Origin of the sequence: Microcoleus sp. AR_TQ3_B6 (genome assembly GCF_036702785.1) — a bacterium.
Taxonomy (GTDB): domain Bacteria; phylum Cyanobacteriota; class Cyanobacteriia; order Cyanobacteriales; family Microcoleaceae; genus Microcoleus.
Genome location: NZ_JAUBVJ010000045.1, coordinates 1 through 24505, shown reverse-complemented (window position 1 = coordinate 24505; position 24505 = coordinate 1). Strand labels below are relative to the sequence as shown.

Sequence of the window (24505 nt, the reverse complement as noted above, 5' to 3'; positions counted from 1 at the left end):
GGTTTCAACGCTCGTTTTACTTTTGGCAAAGCCAATCGCGCTCATCAATAATATGGAAATAACCCGAGGAAATTTTGATTTAATCAGGGTGACAATTCAAACCTAAGAGGGATGTCGAGGGTTCTGCTGGAATGTCAATCTTAGGACAATTCATTTTATCGTAGAGTCCCACGTCTTAACCAGTTGCGAGCGAGATTCAGCAGAGGCGACGGATCCATTTCTTGCTGTTTGAAATGCAAGGTCAGTCAGTCTCAGCAGTTTCCCGCGTTGCTGCATATTACCGACGGCTGTTGCTGGTTTTAGGGCGCGAACAGATGAAACTTGCGCACAGGTAAATAAGTGGATGAAGCTGGGAAATACATTAGCCCTCTCTTGCAGCGAGAGAAACGAAGCAATCCCTATTGTTACGCCTGCCTTACCTTCTGTTACATTGTAAACTTTATAGGCGCCTGCCTACTTAAAAAGCCCGTTTCTTTGTGTAAACCAGATCGTAAATTTAGGCAAGGTTATGTTCGTCTCAACGGTAAACGGACGAGCTTGTTTACCCAATATAGGGTCGCCTGCTTTCTGCCGTGCCGGCCTTTGTCTCAAGTTTGACCGCGCGCCTTTTACCTTTGTTCATTTCACCAACTTAATCCTATGCACATATTCACAGCCGCCAATAGCAACTATATTCTGGGTTTAGCAGCACTTATTAAGTCTATAGATCTCAATGTTACTAAATCTAGACACGAGCAGGTAAAAATTAGCATTGTATCTACCGACATAGATCCAGAGCAAAAGGTACAGTTACAAAATTGCTGCAAATACCAGCTTGAATGGCAAGAATTGCAATCAAATTACGACCAACTTCTTTCCCTGTCAGGTTCTAAACTTGCCTACGCTAGATTGGAGCCGGAAAAATATACCAAGGAAACAGAAAGGCTGATTTGGCTCGACAGCGACGCGATCGTTCTCGGAAGTTTAGAGGCGCTGTGGAACCTAGATATTAACCCAATGCCGATAGCAGCCGCACCCAATATGTGGGGAAATCCGAACAATTCTCAAGATCGAAACCCTTATTTAAATTCTGGCGTTTTACTTTACAACATGAAGCTTTGGGAGGAAGAGCAACTGTCCGAAAAGTTGATCGAGAACGCTCGATTAAACCTTTGGGCGGATCACGATCAGGGTGCATTAAATTCATTTTTAGGGGAAAGGTGGAAGCCATTAGACCAAATATGGAACAACCCCAATACTGAAGATATGTCAACTAAAGTGATGCACTTTATATCGAGACCGAAACCGTGGGAAAGCTCAGCCCCCAACCCATTATGGCTCGATATGTTGTCTCAAACACCGTTTAAGGACGAAGTGGAAAAAATTCCAAATAAGCTTAATGCGATGTCGAGCTTTCAGCTAAAATACAGAAAATTGGACCCGTGGTTGAGGGAACCGGTACTCAAGTTTAAGAGTTACGTGAAGAAACAAACACGTTAAGGTCAAAATCGGTCTTTCATGCCGCGCAATCGAGCGAAGGTTTGCACTGGATCGCGGGTATTGGCGGCTGATTGGAGGTTGGGACAATCCCAGCGCAAAAATGGGTTTGTGCTTTTTTCCAGACCGATCGATGATGGTATTGTAGGTTGCGATCGACGGCGCGCTTCCTTGACTTCGCCCCAGCGCTGCTGCAGAGCGGGATTGTCGCCATCTACGCTGATGGCAAATTGCAAGTTTTTCAGCGTGTATTCGTGGGCGCACCAAACTCTTGTATTGTCGGGCAAGTTTCGCAGTTGCTCGAGGGAGGCTAACATTTGAGTGGGAGTGCCTTCAAATAGTCTGCCGCAGCCTCCAGCAAATAAAGTGTCGCCGCAGAACAATTCGCCGGTTTCCCCTGGATTGCTGGGGGGGAAATAGTAGGCGATGTGAGCTTTTGTGTGGCCGGGTACGAAGAAAATTTCGGCGCTTCTGCCTGCAAATTCAACGCGCGAGCCCGCTTGTAAAAACACTTGCTGTCCGGGTATTCGGCCTCTGTCTTCTGCGCCCCCGTAAACTTTAATTTGGGGAAAGCGATCGATCAGTTGCTGGTTGCCTCCTACGTGGTCGCTGTGGTGGTGCGTATTGAAAATTGCTGTTAATTGGGCTCCGAGCGAGCTCAGTTGCTGCAAGACGGGCTCTGAAGCGGCTGGATCGACGACGGCTGCTGTGCCGCGATCGGGGTCGTGCAGCAAGAAAATGTAATTGTCCGACAGTACCGGAAGCCGATAAACCTGCATAAAAAACTGCCTCTCTAGGAAAAATATTATATAATTAGATTAGTCTGAACGCTATCGGAAGACTTAATGCGGAATTATCAAGTACCCACATCTATCTTGGGAAGTAAAACTCTGATAGGTTATTTGTGCTGTTGAGCAAATTGATTTGCAGTCGGGTACGCATCATTATTTTTGGGTCAACAACGGCAATCTACTTTAACTATTGTGACATAAAAGCGATCGAATAAATGCGAACATCTCACAACAAATCGAACTTAACAATTTCTCAAATGGTCGAGCGGATTGTAGCGTCTGGCAAGCTCACTCGCCGGGAAAATTTAGTTTTGACTTCGGCTCTCCTCTCAGATGATAAAATTTCAGAAGAGGATCGACATCAAATCAATCGGATATTTGATTATATCCAAATTGGTCGCCTCAAGTTTATTGACTGAACAAAAAGACTTGCTCCCTCAGTATCTGTCTGGAGTGTAAAAAGCGTTTTTTAGGAGTGCGAGCGTCCCGTCGGACACAGCAAAGCCTATATATTGCGCTTGAATTCTCCGCATCACGCCGAGTGTGAAAGCGTCAAATGTGGAAGTCTCAAATTAACAAGGCTCTTAGCAATTCCAGCTACAAAAACAGGCAGAATAAAATGAGTGAAGAAAAAGAAACTATTTTGGTGACGGGTGGAGCTGGATATATTGGTTCTCACGCGGTATTAGCACTGAAAAACGCCGGTTACGGTGTGGTGATTTTGGATAATTTAGTTTACGGTCACCGAGATATAGTAGATCGGGCTTTGCAGGTCGAGTTGGTAGTTGGCGATACGAGCGATCGCACTCTTCTCGACAACCTGTTCGCTAAGCACAAAATAGATGCGGTAATGCACTTTTCTGCATACGCCTACGTGGGCGAATCTGTTACCGACCCAGCTAAATATTACCGCAACAATGTCATCGGCACTATTACCCTTTTGGAAGCAATGATTGGTGCTGGGGTGAATAAATTGGTGTTTTCTTCTACTTGCGCGACTTACGGCGTACCGCAGAAAATTCCGCTCACAGAAGACCACCCACAAAACCCGATCAATCCCTACGGTGCTACTAAGTTAATGGTAGAACGGATTTTGTCGGATTTTGACGCTGCGTACAATTTCAAGTCTGTTTGTTTCCGCTATTTTAACGCGGCTGGCGCCGATCCGAACGGGTTGATAGGAGAGGATCACAATCCAGAAACTCACCTGATCCCCCTGGTGTTGTTCGCTGCTTTGGGTAAACGAGATTCGATCGCGATTTTTGGCACGGATTACGATACTCCTGACGGTACTTGCATTCGGGATTACATTCACGTTAACGATTTGGCATCTGCTCACATTTTGGGATTAAAATATTTGCTAAATGGTGGCAAATCTGATTTCTTTAATTTGGGCAATGGCGGCGGGTTTTCGGTGAAAGAGGTGATAGAAGCCGCTCGCCAAGTGACGGGCAAAGAGATTAAGGCTGTTGAGTGCGATCGGCGTCCGGGAGACCCGCCTGCTTTAGTTGGCAGCAGCGAGAAAGCCATCAAAACCTTGGGTTGGTCTCCAGAATATCCCGACATTAAGAACATTATCTCCCATGCTTGGCAGTGGCACCAAAAACGCCACAACTCTTAGTATGTAGGGTGGGTATTGCACACCTTACCATTACAGCAAAGTTTGATTGAATTCTTGTGGGGCGGGCGTCCCCCCGCCCCAAAAATACAATATGCTAATAATATCTGCTAAATCGGGACAACTCGGCAACCGGCTCCTGCTTTTTGCTAATTTCATTGCTTGGGGGATAGAGCATAATTTGACTGTTCTCAATCCTGCTTTTGACGAATATGCAGAATTCTTTGTGGGAACCGCTGGGGATTTTTTGTGTTGTTATCCTCCTCCATATTTTACCGCAGCAGGTAACAATTTTGTCAGAAGTAAATATTATAATTTTATTAAGTATTTAAGCAACAAAAAAATATTAAAAACGCAAGAAATAACCCGAAAACAACCTTTTAGTTGGCTAAAATATCAGGAGAACGAACAAATCAAGCACGGTTCAATAGTGTGTTTTCAAGGCTGGCTATTTCGAGATGGCTGGTTTGTAGAAGATGTCCCCAAGTTACACAATTATGCCGACCCGATTAGAGCCTACTTGGCACCATTAGAGCGATATAGAATCAATGTAGATCGTTTGATATTGAATTTAAAAAATAACTCCGATCTGGTCGTCGGAATTCACATCCGTCAAGGGGATTATGCTCAGCATCAAAAGGGGAGATACTTTTACACAATTGAGCAATATTTAGAAGTCATGAATTCTGTGGTCAGGCTATTTGAAGGAAAAAAAATTAAGTTTTTGATTTGTTCTAATATTCCGCAAAATCCGAGTTTATTTGATAAGTTTAACTGTGGATTTGGCAGCGGTCATTTAATTGAAGATATGTATGCTCTGGCTGAGTGCGACTATGTTGTCGGGCCGCCTAGCAGTTATACTATGTGGGCTTCTTTTTATGGAGATAAACCTCTTTACATGATCCGCAATGTCAATAAAACAATTAACCTGAAAGATTTTGTACATTTTTATGAATGGCAAGGAATTTATCACGAGCGAGATGACTGGAGTGAGAGCTTTTGGGAGTGGACTCACTGAAGGAAATAAGTCAATCAATAAGTAAAAATTAATGAATTCAAATAAATTAGCAGTTAAGGGATTTATCACTATTTTAACTGGTCTTTACTCTTTCCAGGATTGCATTCATTTTCTGGCGTCTGTCAGGAAGTTTCACCGGGAACCAATTATTATTTTAATAGATAGAGTACCTCTAATTTTATATCCTTTACTTCAGGTGTTCGGAAATGTCATATTGAAACCTGCACCTTCTCACGAAAATCCTGTTTTAGCGTCGCGTCTAGCTAAGCTGGCTTTGTACCGGGAATCTCTGTTTGAGAAAACTATTTATATGGATTGTGATATTTGTTTGCTGTCGCCAATAGATGAAGTTTTTGATTTTCTTGACGGGGTGGATTTGTTGGTGACGGAAGATGTGCAGCCTGCGATTGCTAAAGCTGCAAATTTATTAAGAGTCAAGCAGGATATTCTCTCCACTTTGCAGTCTGTCGGGTTGCCGCTAAATGAAAATAGCATTCAATACAATGGCGGATTTATCGCTTTTACGAAAAGCAGTAAAACTCAGGAATTGTTCACAAACTTTAAGAAATATTTCGAGATAGTAGTAGCACATCAAAATGTGCTACTCTTAAAAGACCAGGGTGCTTTTGCGGCTGCTGTTGCATCTGTGAAACCGAAAATGACAACTTTGTCCCCTGTTTACAACTACTTGGATAAGTGGAAGGAAATGTATGCGATCGACAAACCGATTAAAGTAATGCACTGCACTTATCCTTACCGCCCTCAGTACGCCAAGAACGTGACGCGATCGCTCTTTACTAGAATAGTCGATCGCACGGCTAAAATATTTTTACCAAATCAACTTAACAATCCTTGGCGTTTAAAATAATTAAAGTTGGTTGACAAACTCCATCAAAAGCAACAAAAATCAGGCAACAATACAAAAAAAATTAGCCTCAAGATATCCCAAAATTTACCTCTCATAAGTATTGCTGACTTGAATAACAGTCCTAGGTGCATCACTGGTTTATTTTTACCAAAATACTTCCTTGCTGCCCTTTTCCTTGGTGAAAAACCCGGTTTTTTTGCAAGGCGAGCGCGCAAGTCCCGCTCGTTTTCACAAAAGCTCGGTTAAGCAGGAAAATCAAACAAATGTTTTCAACAAAATCCTTAGTGAAAGTTTCATTAGTAGTGAGCGATTTGTCAGGAGGAGGTGCAATTCGTGCTTTTCTTTTAGCTCAAGTCCTGATCCAGCTTAAATGTGATGTAGAAGTAGTGGGATTCCAGTTTGGCAAAGACTTGTATGCTATTCCTCCCAGAGACATCCCGGTATGTGCGATACCGGCTCAAAATTATCCGGGGTTTTTGATGGATGCTCAAAAACTTTGGAAAAAAATAGATGGGGATATTATTTATGCAGTCAAACCTAAACCTACAAGCTTGGGTTTATCGCTGCTAAAAAAACTGGGGAGTCGCCACTCTATAATTTTAGATATAGACGACTGGGAACTGAGCTGGTACGGTGGAGATGAATGGCAATACCGTCCCTCTTTCAAACAACTTTATCGAGATATTTTTAAACACAACGGCCAATTGAGAGAACCAGATCATCCCCTCTATCTCAAGTGGATGGAAAGTCTAATCCACTGTGCTGATGCAGTCACCGTTGATACTGAGTTTTTAAAACAGCGTTTTGGTGGTATATATATGCCTAATGGCAAGGATACTGCAATGTTCGACCCTGCTAAATACAATCCTGAATTGAGCAGACAGCGTTACGGCTTGTCCGGCTATAGAATCTTAATGTTTCCCGGTGCACCGCGGCCTCACAAAGGTGTTGAGGATGTTTTGATGGCCCTCGAACAGTTAAATGAACCCGATTTAAAATTAGCGATCGTTGGCGGAAGCCCTTATGATGATTATGATGATAAACTTGTGAAACAATGGGGGCGTTGGATTGTTAAACTGCCAAGATTTCCAGTCGAGATGATGCCGTCCGTTGTAGCGGCCGCTCACGTTGTAGTTGTTCCTCAGCGAGAAACTCTCACAGCCGTGGCTCAGTTTCCGCTGAAGCTGACAGATGGTATGGCAATGGCTAAGCCTGTTTTGTCTACGCGAGTGGGGGATATTCCCACAATTTTAGGGGGAACCGGTTATTTAGTCGATCCGAGTTCTCCCGCTCAAATTGCACAAAAAATTCAATGGATATTTCAAAATTTGACTGCCGCGAATTTGCAAGGAATGAAAGCTCGGGAAAGATGTGTGAAAAAATATAGCATTCAAGCAATGGCACCGATACTCTCAGATATAATTGCAGGTATCTCAAGGTAATTTTAAATCGACTCAATGGAGGAAGAAAAACAGGCTGTCATTAAAGAATATTTTGAGATGTCGTATTGTTTAGCTGGGAATGCTTTATGTCTGCCAATAAGCTACTCCTAAAATTTGCCAGACGATATCCCAGCAGAATTATCTTAACTGTGATGCTGGGCTTTTCTGGGGCTTTATTTAACGGTATCAGCACTACTCTAATTGTACCAGTGCTTTTAAGTTTTTTAGAGGAAGCTATCGATCTGCGCGGCGCTCCACCTCTAATTAAAACTTTGATGTATCCCTTTGAGGGAAGGCCCGAAAATCAGCGTTTAATGTTGATGACCGGGGCGATTGTGCTGGCAATTTTTTTGAAAAATGTTACGAATTATATCAATACTTTAGTAGCTACTTCTCTGACGCGCTCTCTGACTTCTGATTTGCGAGAAGCAGGTGTGTGGTTGTTGTTAAAAGTAGATTTAGAGTATTACTCTCAAACTAAAGTCGGGGATTTAATTAATAGATTGGGCGGAGAGATTGGTCGGACTGCTAGTGCAGTTAGCACGGCGATCGCAATGTTTACTACCTCAATGACTGTTTTGGTGTTTGTGGGTCTGCTGCTTTCTCTCTCGTGGAAACTGACGCTGACAGCTACAGTTTTGCTGGCGTTAGTTGCTTGGGCAAATCAATATATTATTAACCGTTCCAAGCATTTTGGCTCCCAGCTTTCTGAAATGTCGAAAGATTATTCGGTTAGGGTGCTGGAAACCCTTACTGGGATTCGGCTGGTCAAGTCAACGGGGAACGAGGAAAGGGAGTATGAGCGGATCAAGCATTTAATTCAAAGGCGAGAAGAAGCGGATTTTCAAGCTCAGGTAAATTATGCGGCGATCGGTCCAATTAACGAAGTGGTTAATTTAATAGTTATAATTTTGATTGTATTTATAGGTCGCACAATATTTACGAATGAGATAGAGTCTATCTCTACAATTTTATTAACCTATTTATTGGTACTTTTTAGGTTAATTCCTTTAATTTCTCAGTTGAATAGCGGCCGCAGTCAATTTGCTAATACATCGGCTAGTGTAGAGGTGGTTAATAATTTTTTGAGGAGCGAGGACAAGCCCATTATGCGGGACGGTTCTGTGGAGTACGCTCCAAAGAAATCTTTGAAATCGGGAATTCATTTTAATAAAATATCTTTTAGTTATCCTAACAACGAAAATTTTTTACTTAAAGAAGTTGATTTATTTCTACCTCGCGGTACTACTTTGGCTTTGGTAGGAGCTTCGGGTTCTGGCAAGTCAACTTTGGCAGATTTACTGCCGAGATTTTACGATCCTACTGAAGGTAATATCTCGATCGATGGTAGGGATTTGCGCAAATTTAAGCTGAAAAGTCTGAGAAAAGCGATGGGTATTGTTAGCCAAGATACGTTTTTGTTTAATGCTTCAGTGCGCGAAAATATTGCTTACGCTAACCCCGATGCGACTGAGGAAGAAATTCTGGAAGCGGCGAAGGGAGCGAATGCTTACGAGTTTATCGAAAAGTTGCCGCAGAAGTGGGATACTCAAATTGGCGATCGGGGCCAGATATTATCGGGAGGGCAGCGTCAGAGAATTTCAATTGCTAGAGCTTTGCTGCAAAACCCGGAAATCTTAATTTTAGATGAAGCGACGAGTTCGCTGGATACGGTTTCGGAAAAATATGTGCAAGCGGCGATCGATAAATTGAGCTGCGATCGCACAACCTTGGTCATCGCCCATCGCCTCTCCACAGTCCAAAAAGCCCACAAAATCGCCGTGATCAAGGACGGACAAGTAGTAGAAATGGGTTCCCACAAAGAATTGCTAGCAAAAGGAGGTGAGTACACTAAATTGTATTCAGTGCAATTTGCCGAAGATAGCGCTCGCGATGAAGCTCTAATTAGAGGTTCTTACGAAATTCGCACTAGCCTGAATTTCATGATAAATTTCCTCACAGTGCTAGTAGATGAAATGGGAGACTCTTCGGAAGAAAGAGACGAGTTAATCAGTAAATCATATGAGTCTGCTGCTAATATTGTCAAGACTTTAGAATCTCTAGAATATATTATTAAACGTCAGGGTGTTAAAAAGGAGTCAGAAGAAGGAAGAAGGAAGAAGGAAGGAAGGAAGAAGGAAGAAGGAATGAAGGAAGGAAGAAGGAAGGAGTCATAAGTCATATCATGTCCGGTTGATTCAGCCTTCCCGGCTAGATCTGGGAATACAAATCGGTCGGCTGTGCCTCCCATTACCAATTACCAATTACCAATTACGATGTCTAAATATTATGTATTTTTTACCAGAAATATCTTGCCGCAACCCAATGTAGCGAGTTTAGTTCAAGTTGCGCACTCTGCCAATGCCGCAGCAAATCTCGGTTATCCAGCAGTTTTGGTATACCTCCGCAAAGGCTGGAGTGCTTGGAATCCGGTTGATTTGCTTTTTCCTTTTCAACCGAGGAAACCGGATGACAAATTTGCCAAAATTTACAATATTCAGGAAAAATTAAAAGTAGCAGATTTGCCCATGCCTTGGCCGATCGACCTTTGGGATAACAAGTGGACGAGTGCGAGTACCATAGTATCAAAATACTATTTACCGATTCACCTGCTTAAATCGACTCAAATAGTCCATACCCGGGACTGGAACTTTGTCAAAGCAGCAGTTAAAAACGGAATTCCCGCTATCTACGAACAGCACCACCATGAAAACAAGCAATTTGAATCAGAAATTGTCCGCAATCCTCTGTTTCAGATTTCCGTAACTGTTGCCGATACAGTGCGAGACAGCATGATTTTGAATGGGATGCCGCCGGAAAAAGTAATTACGCTGCACAACGGTTTTAACCATTTGTTTCTCGCGAGACAAACAGAAGCTGCCCAGAATTGGCGACAGAAATTATTAGAAGATGACAGACAGCATTTAGCAGTTTATGCAGGGGGACTTTACCCGTTTAAAGGTGTCGATATGCTAGTGGATGTGGCCGCTTTGTTGCCGCGAGTTCAATTTGCGATCGCGGGCGGTGATTTATCCCAAGTAACAGGCTACCAGCAGTTAGCCAAATCCAAGCAAGTTAACAACATTAAATTTCTCGGCTACCTGCCTCAAAATCAACTGGCTAGCTTGCTGCAATCAGCCGATATTTTGACTCACCCGCACTGTTTGACAGAGGCCGCGACGTTCACATCTCCTTTAAAGTTCTTTGATTACATGGCATCGGGAACCCCGATTGTAGCGACGGAGATTGCATCTTTAATGGAATTTAAATCGGGAAATATAGCAGCAACTTGGTGCGAACCGGATAACCCGCACCATTTCGCGCAAAGCATTCGAGATTGTTTAACCAAATATCCGAGGAAAATCGAAGGTTATGCAGAAACATTGAATTTTGTCAAGCAATTTTCCTGGGAAAATAGGATAGAGAAAATTTTGAGTTATAGCAATCCTAAATCAGTTTCAATAACTGGTTAACTTCCAGGCTAAACGCCTCTTAATCAATGTCCCGAGGCTCTGCCTCGCGAAAATCGAGGCTCTTCCTCCGGATCTGCGTTACCAGGCAGAGCCTGGTAACGAGTAGAATCATTTTTAAAATCCGTAGGGGCAGGTTTTACCAACAATCATCGCCTAAAACTAATAATCTCATAAACCGCCCCGCCACACGCAAAAACCAGATTTATTATTAGATATGAACCCAAAAATCATCGGCACAATCACCACCTATCCAGGCATGAACCAAAGCGACTGGCTGTGGCAACAAACCCCCCACAACTTCGGCAAATGGGGCAAAATTCAAATGCTCGCCCACCACCCAGAACCAGACTTTTTACTCATGTATCAATTCGACTTTCCCAAACCTTCCAAAAAGCAATCGTGGATCGACAAAATCCGCCGTCCAAACCCCCAAAATCCCGAAAATGACATTCGAGAAAAATTGCGCGGTGTCCCCAAGGAACGCATAATTTACCTGATCCGCGAGCCACCATTACCAGAAGTTATTGAAATTACCAAAGCCAATTACGAACAAGCCAAACTTTATTGCGGTTACGTTTCCGGACCCGACGATTTCGCACCCAAACCCGATTATATGCCCGCGATTTGGTATCACTCTAACTCGTTTCGAGAACTAGATGAAATGCCTGCACCGCCGAAAACTAAATCCTGTTCTTGGATTACTTCAGGTGTTAGCCGCAGCGCCAATCACCGCCACAGATTAGACTTTATCAAATTGCTGCGATCGCAAAAATTGGATTTTGACCTTTACGGGCGAAACTTGCCAACTTGGGCCCTGGGGAATGGGACTGTGAACAATAAATGGCACGCCGTCGCGCCATACTATTACAACTTAGCTATTGAAAATTATGCCGAAAACGATTGGTATGTCAGCGAGAAGCTTTGGGATGCTTTGTTAGCTTGGTGTTTGCCAATTTATTACGGCGGTTCGGCGGCGGATAAGTTGTTGCCGGCGGGGAGTTTTCTGCGGCTGCCGAGTTTGGATGAGAAAGGAGTAGAATTTATTAAACAGGTTGTGGCTACGGCAGATTATTGGCATGAAGCGAGGGAGAAAATTGCCGAAGCCAGACAAATCATTCTCCATGAATTAAACTTGCTCAATTGGCTGTCTAAGTTTGTAGATGGGGAAATAAATGTTAATGATTCGTAAAACAAGAACCCTGATTTCTATGATAACTTCTTGGGGCAGGGGTGACAGGATGAAGGGGCGGCTTGACTGGCGAGTACGATCGCTCCTGTAGAGTATGTTGTATATTTTGAACTACCGAGGAGAAGCTTGTGGCTTTAAAGAATTACGGTGTTTTAAAAGGTCGTCCTGTGGGACGGCGTTTGGGGATTACGTCTAATGCTCATTACCAAGTTCACTTAGTTTCGGAAGATACAGACTACCGAATTGCTATCAACGTAAAATCGCAGGTAGAACCGTCGGAATTAGAGTATTTGGTTGATGAAAATTTCTCTTATCCCATTTTGGCAGATTTGGCAGATTTGCCTTTGGGCTTCAAGGAACTGGAGAGAAAGCCCGGTGGTTTGGCACTTGATTTTATTCGCGGTAATTTGTTCGATCGCACTAAAATGATACCTCTACCCTTCGATGTACCTGGTGCGGATAATGACTTAAACGAGAAAATTGATAAATACGTGCAGCGGGCAATGTCGGATGAATCAGCTCATATCTATGCTTTCGGCGAGAAATGGGGGCCGGAAACCATCAAAGACAAAATCTTCGGTTTTTCGCCCGGTAACGGCATTCACGACATCCACATGAATCAGGGGAATGCCGGCCAGTTTGCCAAGGATAACGGCGTTTGGCAAGACGGCGGAATGCTGGTACACTTCCCGTCAGAGAACCGCTGGATAGGCATTTTCCTGAAGTTTCAATCGCAAACTTGGCACACTGATGACAATTCGGGACAGCCCATCGACACTATACCCTCACCCGTTATCGGCAAACCTCCTGTCAAACCTGTCACAGGAGGTAAAGTTCTAGAACCTGAGTATATTGTCAGAATTGTGGCGGCGTTAGCAAGTCCTGTGGGTGAAGATGCTGGAAAGGAAACCGTAACGCTGCTGAATGCTTCACCGGATGCAATCGATTTGACTGGATGGTCGATCGCAGATAAGTTAAAAAACAAGCATAGGCTTTCCGGTACGGTTGCTGCTGGTGCTACTGTGGTCGTTACCTTGCCACGAAACGTGCAGTTGAGTAAAAAAGGTGGCTTGATTACGCTGCTAAATCAAGAAGGTTTGAAAGTTGACGGCGTGTCGTACACTCAGCAACAAGCACAGCGCGAAGGTTGGACGATCGTGTTTTAATTAGTTCTGGACGCACGGGTGGTCAGAAACCGGGTTTTTTTCCCAGAAGACGCCATGCAGCCGACAGTAACAGCAAAAAACCCGGTTTCTTTGATAGTCCTGGACGCACAGGCGGTCAGCCGTTGTAGGGTGCCTCGCTACCAACAATTCTTGCTACTTACAAATATGCGACAAGCGACGCACCCTACCACAAAATTTATTCACTAAATATGAATGGAATTTGCACGCTTGCCAACGATACAGTTTACGACCAACTAATTGCTTTGCTCAACAGTATTGAAGTTATCTTAGGGTCAAATACTCCTGTCTGCATTTATCCTTTCGACGACCAGATAGAGCAAATCAAAGCTGAAATTGTTAACCGCCCCAATGTCTTTATTTATGAAGATAGCCCATCTATTCAGCGATGGGACAAATTCATGGAAGCAGCCGCACCCGAGCGTTTGAACCGCAAAAAATTCCGGCTTTACGGCGCACATCGGCGCTTTTGCGCTTTCGACGGCCCGTTTGACAATTTTATCTATATGGATGCGGATACTTTGGTGATGAATTCCCTTGATGCGGTTTTTCAGAAGTTAGAGAAATCGGATTTTGTGGTTTATGATTTTCAATTTCGCGATCCAACTAAAGTATACAATATTCACTCGCCAAAACTCCTCGAAGTTTTTGATCGGTATCGGATAGACTCGGAAATATTTTGTTCTGGATTTTACGCCAGCAAGCAAGGATTGTTTGAGCAAGATACTAGGGAATGGCTGTTAGCTCAACTGCACTCTGGCGAGGCGGAAATTCTCTATGAAGGTGCGGGAGAACAGCCGTTGCTCAATTATATGGTGATGAAAACGGGGATGAATAGCTATAACTTTGCTTACAGTCTCCCGGATGGCGAAAAAACTGGGTGCAGCGTCACTTCTAAACATTTTGAAGAGCAAGATAGGATTTTGTACGACAAGGGAAACCGACTTACTTACATTCATTATATTGGTGTGCCGCCGGATTTAATTCGGAGAGTTTGTGCGGGCGAAAATATTGAGTTTCCCTATCGCGATTTGTTTCTGCATTACCGCTATCTCCGCGAACCGTCCAAGCAGCCAATTTTTGCCCAACCGCCAAAGTCTTATAGTGAGGTTTCTGGGGCGAATTTGTTAACCAGGGTATTGAGAAGGTTGAGGATAAATGTTTGATGTAGTTGGGATTTTTTTATGATTAAACCACAGAGTACGCTCCAGAACGCAGAGTTAGAGAAGAGAGAGATGAATTATTCTGATGTTAAGGGATTTGATGTGAGTCGCGGTATTTATATTGTGGCGAATGATAAGGTGATGGAAAGTGCGATCGCCCTTTTAAACAGCATACGTCTGTACAATTGTCAAGTGCCTGTTTTTCTGATTCCCTTCGACGACAATTATCAGCAAGTAACAGCCGCACTCAGCCGTCTCCACGGGGTGCGATTGTTCCCAAATCTGGAGTTTGTGGAACAGTTTACCAGAGAAATTGGCCAAATGTTCGATCGCAACTTTTTAGCCCTCCCCAACAAAATGCGAAAACTCGCCGCCTGGTTTGGCCCCCTTGACGAATTTCTGTACATCGATACCGATATCATCGTCTTTGAAGACATCGCAGCCAACTTAAACAAACTATCAGAAGTAGACTTTTTTTGCTGCGACTACCACCACCTCAGCGAAAAACTGCGAAATGTATTTTCACCCGCTGTAAAAGAACAGAATATCTTTACTGAATCACAGCTTCAAGATGTCTTTAACAGCGGTTTTTGGGCCTCCCGAAAAGGAACTATTACAGAATCGCAAATGTATGAAATTTTGCGAGAATGTTCGCAGCATCGAGAATATTTTGACTTTACTCAAAATGTCACCGACCAACCTATACTAAATTATATCATTCTTAAGCTGATTCCCAAGCGCTGCAATCTTGTTAAAAATTCAGCAACCGAACCAGGAAGCTGGGCTGGTTCCAAGCATTTTCAAGAAATAGATTATGTTCTTTATGACAAAGGCAAAAGGTTAAAATATATTCACTGGGCTGGAATCCCAATTAAATCGGGTAGTCCTTATTGGAAACTTTGGAAACATTATCGTTATCTCAATGAGGAACAACCAAATTTAATGCAAAAAATATTTAGAGAGTTGCATGGATAAATAATATTGTTTGTAGTCACAGGGCGATTGAAATCTCTAGAAACGCAAGCACACAAACAAAGTCCACGCGGCATAATAAATTAACTGTTTCCAGACCTAGCCTAGTAACGAGTTGAATTCTTCAATCTAAAATCTAAAATCTAAAATCTAAAATCCGATGACTGATGGCATTTATATTCTAGCAAACGATGTTGTGCTCGACCACTTAGTGGCTTTATTAAACAGTCTTGAAGTCAACGGGGCAAACAATATTCCTGTTTGTATAATTCCCTATGATAATCGACTGAAAAAAGTGCAACTAGAAATTGCAACTCGTCCTCATGTCACCTTGTTTGAAAATAGCGATTCAATAATTTTCTGGGAAGACTTTGCGACTCAAGTTTGGAAAACTCATGCAAAAGCTCAAAAAGTTTGGCAATCAAAAGGTTTAAAACCTGTTCAATGTTTGGAAATGCACCGGAAATTATGTTGTTTCGACGGCCCTTTTGATAAATTTATCTATTTTGACGCAGACACTCTGTTAATGGGTTCTCTAGATTACATTTATCAAAAACTAGATGAATTTGACTGGGTAGCAAACGATTTTCAATACAAATCAGACCTCAATTATATATTTGATTTGTCCTCCCCAAAGTTACCTCAAATTTTAAATATTGACGAACTGCCATCTCATACTTTTTGTGCGGGTTGGTTTGCGTCAAAAGCCGGGGTTTTCAATCGAAATAATTGCTCTCAATTTCTAGATAAATTAACATCAGGAGAAGCGGAAATTATGTCGGTTCGGGGCGCGGACCAATCTTTACTTAACTATTTAGTCGCCCGCAGCAAAATCTCTTTTTACAACTTTGCATACGCTCAACCCCAACAGGTAACGGGAAATCATTGGTCTTCTCAATTTGATGTGATAGATAATGTTTTATATGATAAAGGACGGCGGCTTACTTATTTGCATTACATGAGTATTTCGGCTGCCAAAATTAATCAATTGTGTGCTGGTGAAGATGTTGAGATTCCCTACCGAGACGTATTTCTGCACTACCGCTATTTGAATTCGCCGGAAACACAACCAAAACTCGCACATCCAAATTTGTTGGTTCGCTTGCAGAGAAATCTCAAAAGTTGGGGAATTCAAAAAGTTAACAATGTTCAATTTAAGTTGCGGAATTTCTGGGATAAATAGTATCTAACTGTACAAAGACTGAATCCACTCCCATTCGCGCCTTAAACCTTCTTCTAAAGCAACCTGCGGCTGATAACCTAAGATTTTCTGGGCTTTAGACACATCCGCGCTAGTGTGCCGCGCGTCTCCCGTCGCAGCTTCGGTAAAATCTATCCGAATAGGTCGATCGACTATCCTCTGTATTGTATCAATAACTTCTTTCAAAACCACCCGACTTCCCCCACCAATATTAAAAACTTCCCCTGCAGCTTCCGGAACCTCAGCCGCCGCTAAATTCGCAGCAACGCAATCGCTGATAAACGTAAAATCCCGCGTTTGCAATCCGTCGCCGAAAATTGAAATCGCCTCGTCAAACAAAATCGACTTAAAAAACTTGTGAAAAGCCATATCGGGGCGCTGTCTCGGCCCGTAAACAGTAAAATAGCGCAGGGAAGTAGTCGGCACGCCAAAATTTTTGTAATAAAGTCCGCACAAACGTTCACCGGCTAACTTCGTAATTCCGTAGGGAGAAACTGGCTGCGGACAAGCGTTTTCCTTCGTGGGGAAAGCTTCAGCATTTCCGTAAATTGAAGACGATGATGCATACACAAATCTTTGTAAATTGGGCGCATCTTTTGCCGCTTCTAACAATACTTGGGTAGCGTTAATATTGCGTTCCGTATAACTGCGGAAACCATCGCCCCAACTGGCGCGGACTCCCGCTTGCGCCGCCTGGTGGAAAATTCCCTCTGCATCGGATAAAAGACCTCGCCAATTCAGAGATAAAATATCCCCCTCAATCAATTCAAAACCGGGATATTTTTCTAAATGTGCAGTATTTTTTCGCTTCAAGGCCGGATCGTAGTAATCGTTGAACTCGTCAACACCTATCACCGTATCGCCTCGATTTAAAAGAGTTTCTACTAAATTAGATCCGATAAATCCTGCTGCACCCGTAACAATAAAAATACCCATTTGATTTGATACTTTAAATTTTAAATTTTAAATTTTAGATTTTATACAGAAACTACTGCCACAAAAATTACTGCATAAGTTATGAGTCTCTTTTTTCTTTCTCTCTGCGTTCTCTGTGTCCTCTGCGGTTCGTTCAAACAGCGTCAAATATGATAATCATCTATAACTATCAACCCCATTCCTGCTCAGAAAAGAGGGTTGACAGTTAACTTTTATTGTTCAAAAGAATCCAGATCCAGCGCTTGAGAACCTCCGCGTTCCAGCTCTATTAAAAGCTTGCCCAACTGAGTCCAAACTAGCCAGCCCGTGAGTAGCGTCAGCGGCAAAGCTAGCGCATAACAAAGTAGTTTTGGGAAGCCAAAAATCTCCATCCCCGAAGCTAAAAATACACAAATTCCTCCGGCCATTCCCAAAAAAGGTATGACCAATTGCAGCCTTGGCAGGTTAGCCAAGGTGCGAGTAGAACGATTTTTAGACCACTGTTGTACGGCTTGTTTGAGAGTTGCTTCAAATGCTACGCCGGAGGCCATACCTGCTAGTAATCCCGCCGACATTAAAAAATAGGGAGGCTCTGGAAAATAATACACGAATAATTCCTTAATTTTGGTAATTGGAAGTTGGTAATGGGGAATGGGGAATGGGGAATGGGGAATTGGGAATTGGGAATTGGGAATTGGGAATTGGGAATTGGGAATTGGGAGTTGGCAACAGTAGAATTATTTTTCTTCCTTCTTCCTTCTTCCTTCTTCCTTCTTCCTTCTTCCTTCTTCCTTCTTCCTGACATCCGTTACATCCGTTGAGCGAATCCGTTGCCGAACTTCCTTCTTCCTTCTTCCTTCTAATTAAAATCGAGTTAGCGTGGCTGCTCCTGCTGTGGAAAACTCAGCCAAAGCGCCTAGAGCAACGTTGAACAGGCGACCTGGTTGCAAGTCTTCCTTGACTAAGTTCCACAGGCTGCGAACTTCTTCGGTGTGAAGTCGATCGTCCTCAATCAAAGCTAAGATTAGCTGGCGTCTCAAAAACGACCCTTCCTCTGACAGCAAAAATTGCAAGCCTAGTTGAGCCGTGGGGAGCAAGTCGAAACTGCGATCGGACCTAGCGATCGCGATCATGTCCTCTAACCTGTTCCACTGGAATTTGCCATCTTTGAATAATACCTCAATCAGACGCCGCCGCAGTGCCGGAGATTCTCCGTTCAACAAACGCCGCGCTACATAAGGATACGCCACCTCGACTATCTTGAAATTGGGATTCAGCGTCAGGGCCAAACCTTCTTCTGTCACCAGAGAGCGAATAATTAAGGCAAATTTCGCCGGCACCCGGAAAGGATAATCGTACATCAACTCCGAAAACTGGTCTGTAATCGTCTTGAAGTTAAAATCTGACACCTTTTCGCCGACGATATCACCCAGTACAGATTCCAACGCCGGAACGATCGGCATAATATCTGTCTCTGGTGTCAAAAAGCCCAGTTTGACAAAATCCTTGGCTAACTCTAAGTAATCTTTGTTGATCAAATGAACCACAGAATCAACCAAAGTTTCTTTAGTTGTTTCTTCCATCTGATCCATCATCCCAAAATCAATGTAAGCCATGCGGCCGTCCGCTAAGGCAAACAGATTTCCTGGATGGGGGTCAGCGTGAAAAAATCCGTGTTCCAGCAACTGCCGCAAGCCGCTGCGGACTCCGACTTCAATTAAACTATCGGTATCCAAACCTGCGGCTTTAACACGTTCTATATCTGTGAGCTTGATGCCCTCAATCCATTCGAGAGTCAGAACGCATTTTGAAGTATAACGCCAGTAAATACTCGGAACTTTTACTGTCGGGTCGTCGGCAAAATTTGTAGCAAATTTCTCGGCATTCCGTCCTTCATTGATATAATCAATTTCCTCGAACAATTTGATACCGAATTCATCGACGATCAAACAGAGGTCGTGACCGAGATTCAGCGGCAACAAGGGGCCCAACCATCCAGCGGCCCAGCGCATTAAATAAAGATCCAGGCTCAAGACTGGCAGCAAATTCGGTCGCTGAACCTTGACTGCTACTGCTTCCCCGGTGAGGAGGCGAGCTCGGTAGACTTGACCGAGACTTGCCGCGGCGACAGGTTCGGGGGAGATTTCGCTGTAGGTTTCGCTAATTTTGCGATCGAGTTCCGCTTCAATAATCTCGAAAGCGCGCACCGAGTCAAAGGGCGGCAATTGATCCTGAAGTTTGATCAATTCTTCGAGAAAGTCTTTGCGGATCAAATCCGGTCTGGTAGAAAGGGCTTGGCCGACTTTAATGAAAGTGGGGCCCAAGCGAGTGAGTATTTGTCGCAGGTGGGCGGCCCGTTCCGGCTGGTGTGCTGCGACTTCGTGCTGCCAACTGTCCCACAGCATCCCCAGCACGAAGCCTGCAAAAAACCAAATAACGGTAATTGCGCGCCAAATTGCTTTCCAAGGACGGTTGCGGTAATACTGAGCGATCGCTTGTGGATCGTAGCGTCTAGCCTGAGTGAATTGATACTGAGGCACTCGTTTATTTTCCTCTTATCTTATGAAAATTACAGGTTAAATTGAGAATTGGGCATCAGCCATCGGGCATCGGGCATTAGGCATCAGGCATCGGGCATCGGGGATTGGAAGTCGAAAGTTCAAATATTCTTCGTTCTTCCTTCTTCCTTCTTCCTTCTTCCTTCTTCCTTCTTCCTTCTTCATCATTGACCGATCGCATTCCAAGTTTTAGGCGAGCGGAAAATGCACCCGTTCGAGGCGGATTGCTAGCCTAAATTTGTTTCTTTTCATTAAATATAGTACATAAAAGTACAAGTGATCCGTCAAAATACTTAACCTTTCTCCCTGACAAGGCCCAAAAACGGATACAAGCCCCCGATTTAAGTCGTGGAAAGATAAAAATTTTAGACCCTAGTTCAAGTTCCCAGATTTATCTGTGGGGTAAATCTCAAATCTAAAATCTCAAATCTCAAATCGACTGACAAGGCCCAAAAACGGATACAAGCCCCCGACTTAAGTCGTGGAAAAATAAAAATTTTAGACCCTAGTTCAAGTTCCCAAATTTATCGGTGGGGTAAATCTCAAATCTAAAATCTAAAATCTAAAATCTAAAATCGACTGGCCGCTGCACATTCTCACAACCCTGCAACCCTGCAATTCTTTTATCCTCCTGCGTTTGCCGTAGCTGTTGCCCTCGCGCCAAAGCTACCGGATGCGATCGCTATGAGCCAAGCAATCTTTGAGTCCATAAATCGTCCGCTCTTGTTGATCCCTCGACAGTTCCGGAAACATCGGCAAAGACAAGACTTCGCGGCAAACTTGCTCGGCCTGTGGCAACTGACCGACAACATAGCCCAAAGATTTGTAAACAGGTTGCAGGTGCAAAGGTAACGGATAGTAAACCATCGAACCGATGCCGCATTCCTGCAACTGAGCTCGCATCGAATCTCGAAAATCGCCAGAGGGATTTGGCGCGTCTTCTGGACTTGTCAAGCGGATCGTGTATTGATTCCAAACTCCTTTTGCCAAGGGCAATTCTTTGGGGACGGCTACTCCGGGCACGCGGGAGAGAAATTCGCTGTAAAGTGTGGCGATGGAACGTCGCTGGGCGTTCCAACTGTCGAGATATCGCAATTTAATGCTGAGAATCACCGCTTGCAGGGCATCTAAACGGCTGTTGTATCCGATTTCTTCGTAGAAATACCTAGAGGACTGTCCGTGTTCTTTGAGCATTCGCATGGATGCTGCGAGGGCTGGATCGTTTGTCGTCACCGCGCCACCGTCACCGCAAGCGCCTAAGTTTTTGGTCGGATAAAAACTGAAGCAGCCGACATGGCCGATGCTGCCGACTTTTCGAGACTGCCACTGGGCACCGACCGACTGGGCGCAATCTTCAATTACGGCTAAATTGTGTCGAGTCGCAATTTCCATCAACCGAGTCATGTCTACCGGTTGGCCGAAGATGTGTACTGGCATAATTGCTTTGGTTTTGTCGGTAATTGCCGCTTCGATGAGCTCGACATCGAGATTAAAAGTCCCGCTGTCAATATCGACAAATACTGGAGTTGCGCCGACGGCGCTAATTACCTCAGCCGAAGCAAAAAAGGTAAAAGGAGTGGTAATGACTTCATCGCCGGGCCCAATTTTGAGAGCACGCAAAGCCAAAATCAGGGCATCGGTGCCGGAGTTGCAGCCAACGCACTCGGAAACGCCGATGTAGTCGGCGAACTCTCGTTCAAAACTCTTGACGGCCGGGCCGCCTACGTAGCCGCCAGAGGCAAGCACTTTTTGCACCGCGGCGGTTATCTCGTCGCCAATCTGGGCGTATTGGCGGGTTAAGTCGAGGGGGGGAACATTATTCACTCTTCACACCACAAATTTCAAGCATTATCAAAGCAAATTCTTGCAGCAAAACTGTTTTCCAGAAACGTTTATTCAAATATCTTATATTTGGACAGGCAAACAATCACGTTATCGAAAGGGTGGACTGGTGTTAATTGAGCTAGATTTTATAGATTTGGGTTGGGCTTTGGGGATGGTGGCGATCGCGATCGGGCTTTCGGCGTGGCAGGGATTGGGGTTGGAGGGGGCGATCGCGATCGCGGCGGGGCGCACCCTGATCCAGCTAATCTTGGTCGGGTACGTGCTCGCAGTCGTATTTGACCCGGAGGGGAAAAATCCTTGGCTGGTTTTAGCAGTTTTAGCAATCATGCTGACAACTGCTAGCATGGTTGCCAGCAACCGCATCAGCAAAAAAATCAAGAACTTACTGCCCTTAGTTTGGGGTTCAATTTTTATCAGTACGGCCTTGACTCTCGCCTATACAAACTTGCTAATTTTGCAACCTGACCCTTGGTACGAACCGCAATACCTGATTCCTTTAGCGGGTATGATTTTGGGCAATGCTATGAACTCCGGGGCGATCGCGGGCGAAAGACTTTTGAGTACAGTTAATAGCAGCCAGTTAGAAATAGAAACCCATTTAAGTTTAGGTTCGACGCCGCAGCAAGCAGTAAAACAGTACCGCAAAGATGCGATCAAAGCTGGATTAATCCCGCTCTTAAATACAATGACGGTGGTAGGAATCGTAAGTTTACCCGGGATGATGACTGGTCAAATGCTGAGCGGTGTCAGTCCTCGCGATGCAGCATCTTACCAGATTTTGATTATGTTTGTGTTAGCGCTGGCAACTGTAATTTCAACTCTGCTGTTGACTGAGGGATTGTCGCGGAAGTTTTTCAATCAAGACGCACAATTGATCAAATGGTAATTGGGAATTGGGCATTGGGCATTGGGCATTGATAATTGGTAATATCATGTAGGTAAGAACTTACATTTTGCAGTATTTTTATGAACAGGCAAGATGCCTGTTCCACAAAGAGTGAGTTATCTTGTGGGGTGGGCTTCTAGCCCGCCCTAGTCATCACTAAGGAGAATAGCCATGATTCAAACAGCAACTAAACCGCTAACTTTTGAAGAATTTGCGGAATGGAAGCCAGAAAATGCACGTTATGAACTGCACAACGGAGAGATTGTTGAAATGTCACAGCCATTAGGAAAGCATGAGAAAGTTATAGGTTTTTTAGCCAAAAAATTGACCGCGCAATTCGATCGATTAAACCTTCCGTACTTCATCCCGAAACAAGCATTAGTTAAGTCGCCCGAAAACGAATCAGCTTATTCCCCCGATGTTCTGATCTTAAATGAAACCAATTTAGCATCAGAACCTCTTTGGGAAAAGTTCTCCACTGTGACTCAAGGCGCATCAATTCCGCTCGTTGTTGAAGTAGTTAGCACTAACTGGCAAGATGACTACATCAGGAAGGTGGGCGAATACGAACTAATCGGCATTCCCGAATATTGGATTGTGGATTATCTCGGTTTGGGGGGTCGCAGATTTATTGGCAATCCCAAGCAACCGACTATTTCGATTTATCGGTTGGTTGATGGTGAGTATGAAGTTAGTCAATTTCGGGGAGATGACAACATCGAATCCGCAGCTTTTACCGAGTTGAAATTGACGGCGCAACAGGTTTTTCAAGCGGGATTGACTGCGGATGAAATTGCTGGAAATACTGATATCGGGTAGGGACACGGCAATGCCCATAGGTGTCAACTTAAGCTGTCAGCCGGCCCACCCGGTAGTCCGCCAGGGAATGAATTCCACGGGGCTTATAGCTAAAGTCCTCGCTATGAGGACTAATGAGTTTAAAAATTTTTCTTTTCAGTCCTCTTGAGAGGACTTTAGCTTTGAGGCAGGGGTTTCAACCCCTGTCGGACTATCGGTTTAACGTGTTTGTTGACACCAATGGGCATTGCCGTGTCCTCTATTTCATCGCCGTATCGTGTATTTTATCCGGCCACTGAGATCGCCTATGAAACTAGGCCTATTTCTAGGCTTTGCCCGATCGCCGGATCAGGACACTGACAACTTGTCCCGGCTGTGGACCTCGCTGCAACTTACTCCAATCCCCGACAGGGGCAAATCCCAGCTTGTACAAAGTGTGGATGGTTTCTAACACGCTTTTGCGGGAACCGACAACCGATATCCGCACGACTTCTTGTTCGGATAATGCTGAGTCGGATTTTGGACGATCGTCTGGGAGGGCCGGGCTAACGAACGAGTTATCCTCAGGCACGAATTCCTGTGACATAATATGGTCTCCTGGTTTTTGGTTTTCGAGGAAAACCCAAAAACCCAGCCGCCCCGCACGGTAACGACAAGCAGGGCGGCTGCAGAGAATGCTAAGATTCTCGATCAGCCTCCACACTGGCGCGAACAGTTTGGCGGTTAGCTGTCCATTGCTGCTGCTAACAGCTTTGGGCAGTGCAACTAGATTTTCGGGCGACGCGGGCTGCTTCATCTTCACTCAAAGCAACCTTAATTTCACAGCGTAGCCGCAAGGGGGGGCCGCCGTCAATGGATTTTAGATTTTAGATTTTAGATTTTAGATTGTGCTCGAACAACTCGGAGACTCTCGGGATTTTAGATTTTAGATTTTAGATTTTAGATTGTGCTCGAACAACTCGGAGACTCTCGGGATTTTAGATTTTAGATTTTAGATTTTAGATTGTGCTCGAACAACTCGGAGACTCTCGGGATTTTAGATTTTAGATTTTAGATTTTAGATTGTGCTCGAACAACTCGGAGACTCTCGGGATTTTAGATTTTAGAT

Annotated in this window: 24 protein-coding genes; 16 read left to right on the top strand and 8 right to left on the bottom strand. The window is 44.1% G+C overall.

Translation table 11 applies throughout. The features are described 5' to 3' along the window. Positions 1 to 639 precede the first annotated feature (639 nt). On the top strand, positions 640 to 1479 hold the full coding sequence (locus QUB56_RS20870; protein ID WP_332957777.1) for a glycosyltransferase: 840 nt from the start codon (positions 640 to 642) through the stop codon (positions 1477 to 1479). Between the two features lie 2 nt (positions 1480 to 1481). Here the strand turns inward: QUB56_RS20870 and gloB are convergent, their stop codons facing one another. Beyond that, entirely contained in the window at positions 1482 to 2255 is a 774-nt protein-coding gene (gene gloB / locus QUB56_RS20865) for a hydroxyacylglutathione hydrolase (protein ID WP_332957774.1), read from the bottom strand. A gap of 227 nt (positions 2256 to 2482) precedes the next feature. On the opposite strand from gloB, the gene QUB56_RS20860 reads away from it, so the two are divergent. The 13 genes from QUB56_RS20860 (at position 2483) to QUB56_RS20800 (ending at position 16377) form a co-directional block, all read left to right on the top strand. Further along, positions 2483 to 2686 (top strand): hypothetical protein, encoded by a 204-nt coding sequence (locus QUB56_RS20860; RefSeq protein WP_332957773.1) that lies wholly within the window; start codon positions 2483 to 2485, stop codon positions 2684 to 2686. Between the two features lie 200 nt (positions 2687 to 2886). Continuing rightward, a complete protein-coding gene (gene galE / locus QUB56_RS20855; protein WP_332957770.1) occupies positions 2887 to 3888 on the top strand; it encodes a UDP-glucose 4-epimerase GalE in 1002 nt (333 codons plus the stop codon). Positions 3889 to 3979: 91 nt separating this feature from the next. Beyond that, complete coding sequence (locus QUB56_RS20850) at positions 3980 to 4903, top strand: alpha-1,2-fucosyltransferase (protein ID WP_332957768.1); 924 nt, start codon at positions 3980 to 3982, stop codon at positions 4901 to 4903. Between the two features lie 31 nt (positions 4904 to 4934). Then, a complete protein-coding gene (locus QUB56_RS20845; protein WP_332957765.1) occupies positions 4935 to 5771 on the top strand; it encodes a hypothetical protein in 837 nt (278 codons plus the stop codon). 6 nt (positions 5772 to 5777) lie between these two features. Beyond that, complete coding sequence (locus QUB56_RS20840) at positions 5778 to 6017, top strand: hypothetical protein (protein ID WP_332957763.1); 240 nt, start codon at positions 5778 to 5780, stop codon at positions 6015 to 6017. A gap of 38 nt (positions 6018 to 6055) precedes the next feature. Next, positions 6056 to 7213 (top strand): glycosyltransferase family 4 protein, encoded by a 1158-nt coding sequence (locus QUB56_RS20835; RefSeq protein ID WP_445243378.1) that lies wholly within the window; start codon positions 6056 to 6058, stop codon positions 7211 to 7213. Positions 7214 to 7299: 86 nt separating this feature from the next. Continuing rightward, positions 7300 to 9390 carry an ABC transporter ATP-binding protein gene (locus tag QUB56_RS20830; RefSeq protein ID WP_332957758.1) on the top strand — a complete coding sequence of 697 codons (2091 nt, stop codon included), beginning with the start codon at positions 7300 to 7302 and terminating at the stop codon, positions 9388 to 9390. Positions 9391 to 9489: 99 nt separating this feature from the next. Next, complete coding sequence (locus tag QUB56_RS20825) at positions 9490 to 10686, top strand: glycosyltransferase family 4 protein (protein ID WP_332957755.1); 1197 nt, start codon at positions 9490 to 9492, stop codon at positions 10684 to 10686. A 214-nt stretch (positions 10687 to 10900) separates the two neighbouring features. Continuing rightward, positions 10901 to 11875, top strand: coding sequence for a glycosyltransferase family 10 domain-containing protein (locus tag QUB56_RS20820; RefSeq protein WP_332957751.1), 975 nt, complete (start codon positions 10901 to 10903; stop codon positions 11873 to 11875). 128 nt (positions 11876 to 12003) lie between these two features. Beyond that, entirely contained in the window at positions 12004 to 13041 is a 1038-nt protein-coding gene (locus tag QUB56_RS20815) for a DUF2278 family protein (RefSeq protein ID WP_332957748.1), read from the top strand. 209 nt (positions 13042 to 13250) lie between these two features. Further along, positions 13251 to 14225, top strand: coding sequence for an Npun_R2821/Npun_R2822 family protein (locus QUB56_RS20810; protein ID WP_332957746.1), 975 nt, complete (start codon positions 13251 to 13253; stop codon positions 14223 to 14225). A gap of 99 nt (positions 14226 to 14324) precedes the next feature. Beyond that, positions 14325 to 15197, top strand: a complete 873-nt coding sequence (locus QUB56_RS20805) for an Npun_R2821/Npun_R2822 family protein (protein ID WP_332957821.1) — start codon at positions 14325 to 14327, stop codon at positions 15195 to 15197. 157 nt (positions 15198 to 15354) lie between these two features. Further along, on the top strand, positions 15355 to 16377 hold the full coding sequence (locus QUB56_RS20800; protein WP_332957744.1) for an Npun_R2821/Npun_R2822 family protein: 1023 nt from the start codon (positions 15355 to 15357) through the stop codon (positions 16375 to 16377). Between the two features lie 3 nt (positions 16378 to 16380). Here QUB56_RS20800 and QUB56_RS20795 read toward each other — a convergent pair whose 3' ends face one another. From QUB56_RS20795 to QUB56_RS20770, 6 genes are all read right to left on the bottom strand, one after another. Beyond that, positions 16381 to 17331: an NAD-dependent epimerase/dehydratase family protein gene (locus QUB56_RS20795; protein ID WP_332957743.1), complete on the bottom strand. Its 951-nt coding sequence runs from the start codon at positions 17329 to 17331 to the stop codon at positions 16381 to 16383. 212 nt (positions 17332 to 17543) lie between these two features. Continuing rightward, entirely contained in the window at positions 17544 to 17918 is a 375-nt protein-coding gene (locus tag QUB56_RS20790) for a hypothetical protein (protein ID WP_332957742.1), read from the bottom strand. Next, the gene (locus tag QUB56_RS20785; protein ID WP_332957740.1) at positions 17885 to 18115 is read right to left on the bottom strand and encodes a hypothetical protein; all 231 of its coding nucleotides are present in this window, start codon (positions 18113 to 18115) and stop codon (positions 17885 to 17887) included. Before QUB56_RS20785 ends, QUB56_RS20790 begins: the two co-directional genes overlap by 34 nt. Positions 18116 to 18173: 58 nt before the next feature. Continuing rightward, on the bottom strand, positions 18174 to 19850 hold the full coding sequence (locus QUB56_RS20780) for an AarF/ABC1/UbiB kinase family protein (RefSeq protein WP_332957738.1): 1677 nt from the start codon (positions 19848 to 19850) through the stop codon (positions 18174 to 18176). A gap of 76 nt (positions 19851 to 19926) precedes the next feature. Beyond that, the gene (locus QUB56_RS20775; protein WP_332957737.1) at positions 19927 to 20049 is read right to left on the bottom strand and encodes a hypothetical protein; all 123 of its coding nucleotides are present in this window, start codon (positions 20047 to 20049) and stop codon (positions 19927 to 19929) included. A 485-nt stretch (positions 20050 to 20534) separates the two neighbouring features. Beyond that, complete coding sequence (locus QUB56_RS20770) at positions 20535 to 21692, bottom strand: DegT/DnrJ/EryC1/StrS family aminotransferase (protein ID WP_332957735.1); 1158 nt, start codon at positions 21690 to 21692, stop codon at positions 20535 to 20537. Between the two features lie 127 nt (positions 21693 to 21819). Between QUB56_RS20770 and QUB56_RS20765 the strand changes: the two genes are divergently transcribed. Next, entirely contained in the window at positions 21820 to 22599 is a 780-nt protein-coding gene (locus tag QUB56_RS20765) for an ABC transporter permease (protein WP_332957734.1), read from the top strand. Between the two features lie 171 nt (positions 22600 to 22770). Next, positions 22771 to 23418, top strand: coding sequence for a Uma2 family endonuclease (locus tag QUB56_RS20760; protein WP_332957732.1), 648 nt, complete (start codon positions 22771 to 22773; stop codon positions 23416 to 23418). A 304-nt stretch (positions 23419 to 23722) separates the two neighbouring features. On the opposite strand, the gene QUB56_RS20755 is transcribed toward QUB56_RS20760, so the two are convergent. Next, positions 23723 to 24193, bottom strand: a complete 471-nt coding sequence (locus QUB56_RS20755) for a hypothetical protein (RefSeq protein ID WP_332957730.1) — start codon at positions 24191 to 24193, stop codon at positions 23723 to 23725. Positions 24194 to 24505 lie beyond the last annotated feature (312 nt).

Coding starts and splice junctions, on each gene's coding strand:
- QUB56_RS20870 (WP_332957777.1), top strand. CDS start 640: ATGCACATATTCACAGCCGCCAATAGCAACTATATTCTGGGTTTAGCA.
- gloB (WP_332957774.1), bottom strand. CDS start 2,255: ATGCAGGTTTATCGGCTTCCGGTACTGTCGGACAATTACATTTTCTTG.
- QUB56_RS20860 (WP_332957773.1), top strand. CDS start 2,483: ATGCGAACATCTCACAACAAATCGAACTTAACAATTTCTCAAATGGTC.
- galE (WP_332957770.1), top strand. CDS start 2,887: ATGAGTGAAGAAAAAGAAACTATTTTGGTGACGGGTGGAGCTGGATAT.
- QUB56_RS20850 (WP_332957768.1), top strand. CDS start 3,980: ATGCTAATAATATCTGCTAAATCGGGACAACTCGGCAACCGGCTCCTG.
- QUB56_RS20845 (WP_332957765.1), top strand. CDS start 4,935: ATGAATTCAAATAAATTAGCAGTTAAGGGATTTATCACTATTTTAACT.
- QUB56_RS20830 (WP_332957758.1), top strand. CDS start 7,300: ATGTCTGCCAATAAGCTACTCCTAAAATTTGCCAGACGATATCCCAGC.
- QUB56_RS20825 (WP_332957755.1), top strand. CDS start 9,490: ATGTCTAAATATTATGTATTTTTTACCAGAAATATCTTGCCGCAACCC.
- QUB56_RS20820 (WP_332957751.1), top strand. CDS start 10,901: ATGAACCCAAAAATCATCGGCACAATCACCACCTATCCAGGCATGAAC.
- QUB56_RS20810 (WP_332957746.1), top strand. CDS start 13,251: ATGAATGGAATTTGCACGCTTGCCAACGATACAGTTTACGACCAACTA.
- QUB56_RS20800 (WP_332957744.1), top strand. CDS start 15,355: ATGACTGATGGCATTTATATTCTAGCAAACGATGTTGTGCTCGACCAC.
- QUB56_RS20795 (WP_332957743.1), bottom strand. CDS start 17,331: ATGGGTATTTTTATTGTTACGGGTGCAGCAGGATTTATCGGATCTAAT.
- QUB56_RS20785 (WP_332957740.1), bottom strand. CDS start 18,115: ATGTCAGGAAGAAGGAAGAAGGAAGAAGGAAGAAGGAAGAAGGAAGAA.
- QUB56_RS20775 (WP_332957737.1), bottom strand. CDS start 20,049: ATGCGATCGGTCAATGATGAAGAAGGAAGAAGGAAGAAGGAAGAAGGA.
- QUB56_RS20760 (WP_332957732.1), top strand. CDS start 22,771: ATGATTCAAACAGCAACTAAACCGCTAACTTTTGAAGAATTTGCGGAA.
- QUB56_RS20755 (WP_332957730.1), bottom strand. CDS start 24,193: ATGAAGCAGCCCGCGTCGCCCGAAAATCTAGTTGCACTGCCCAAAGCT.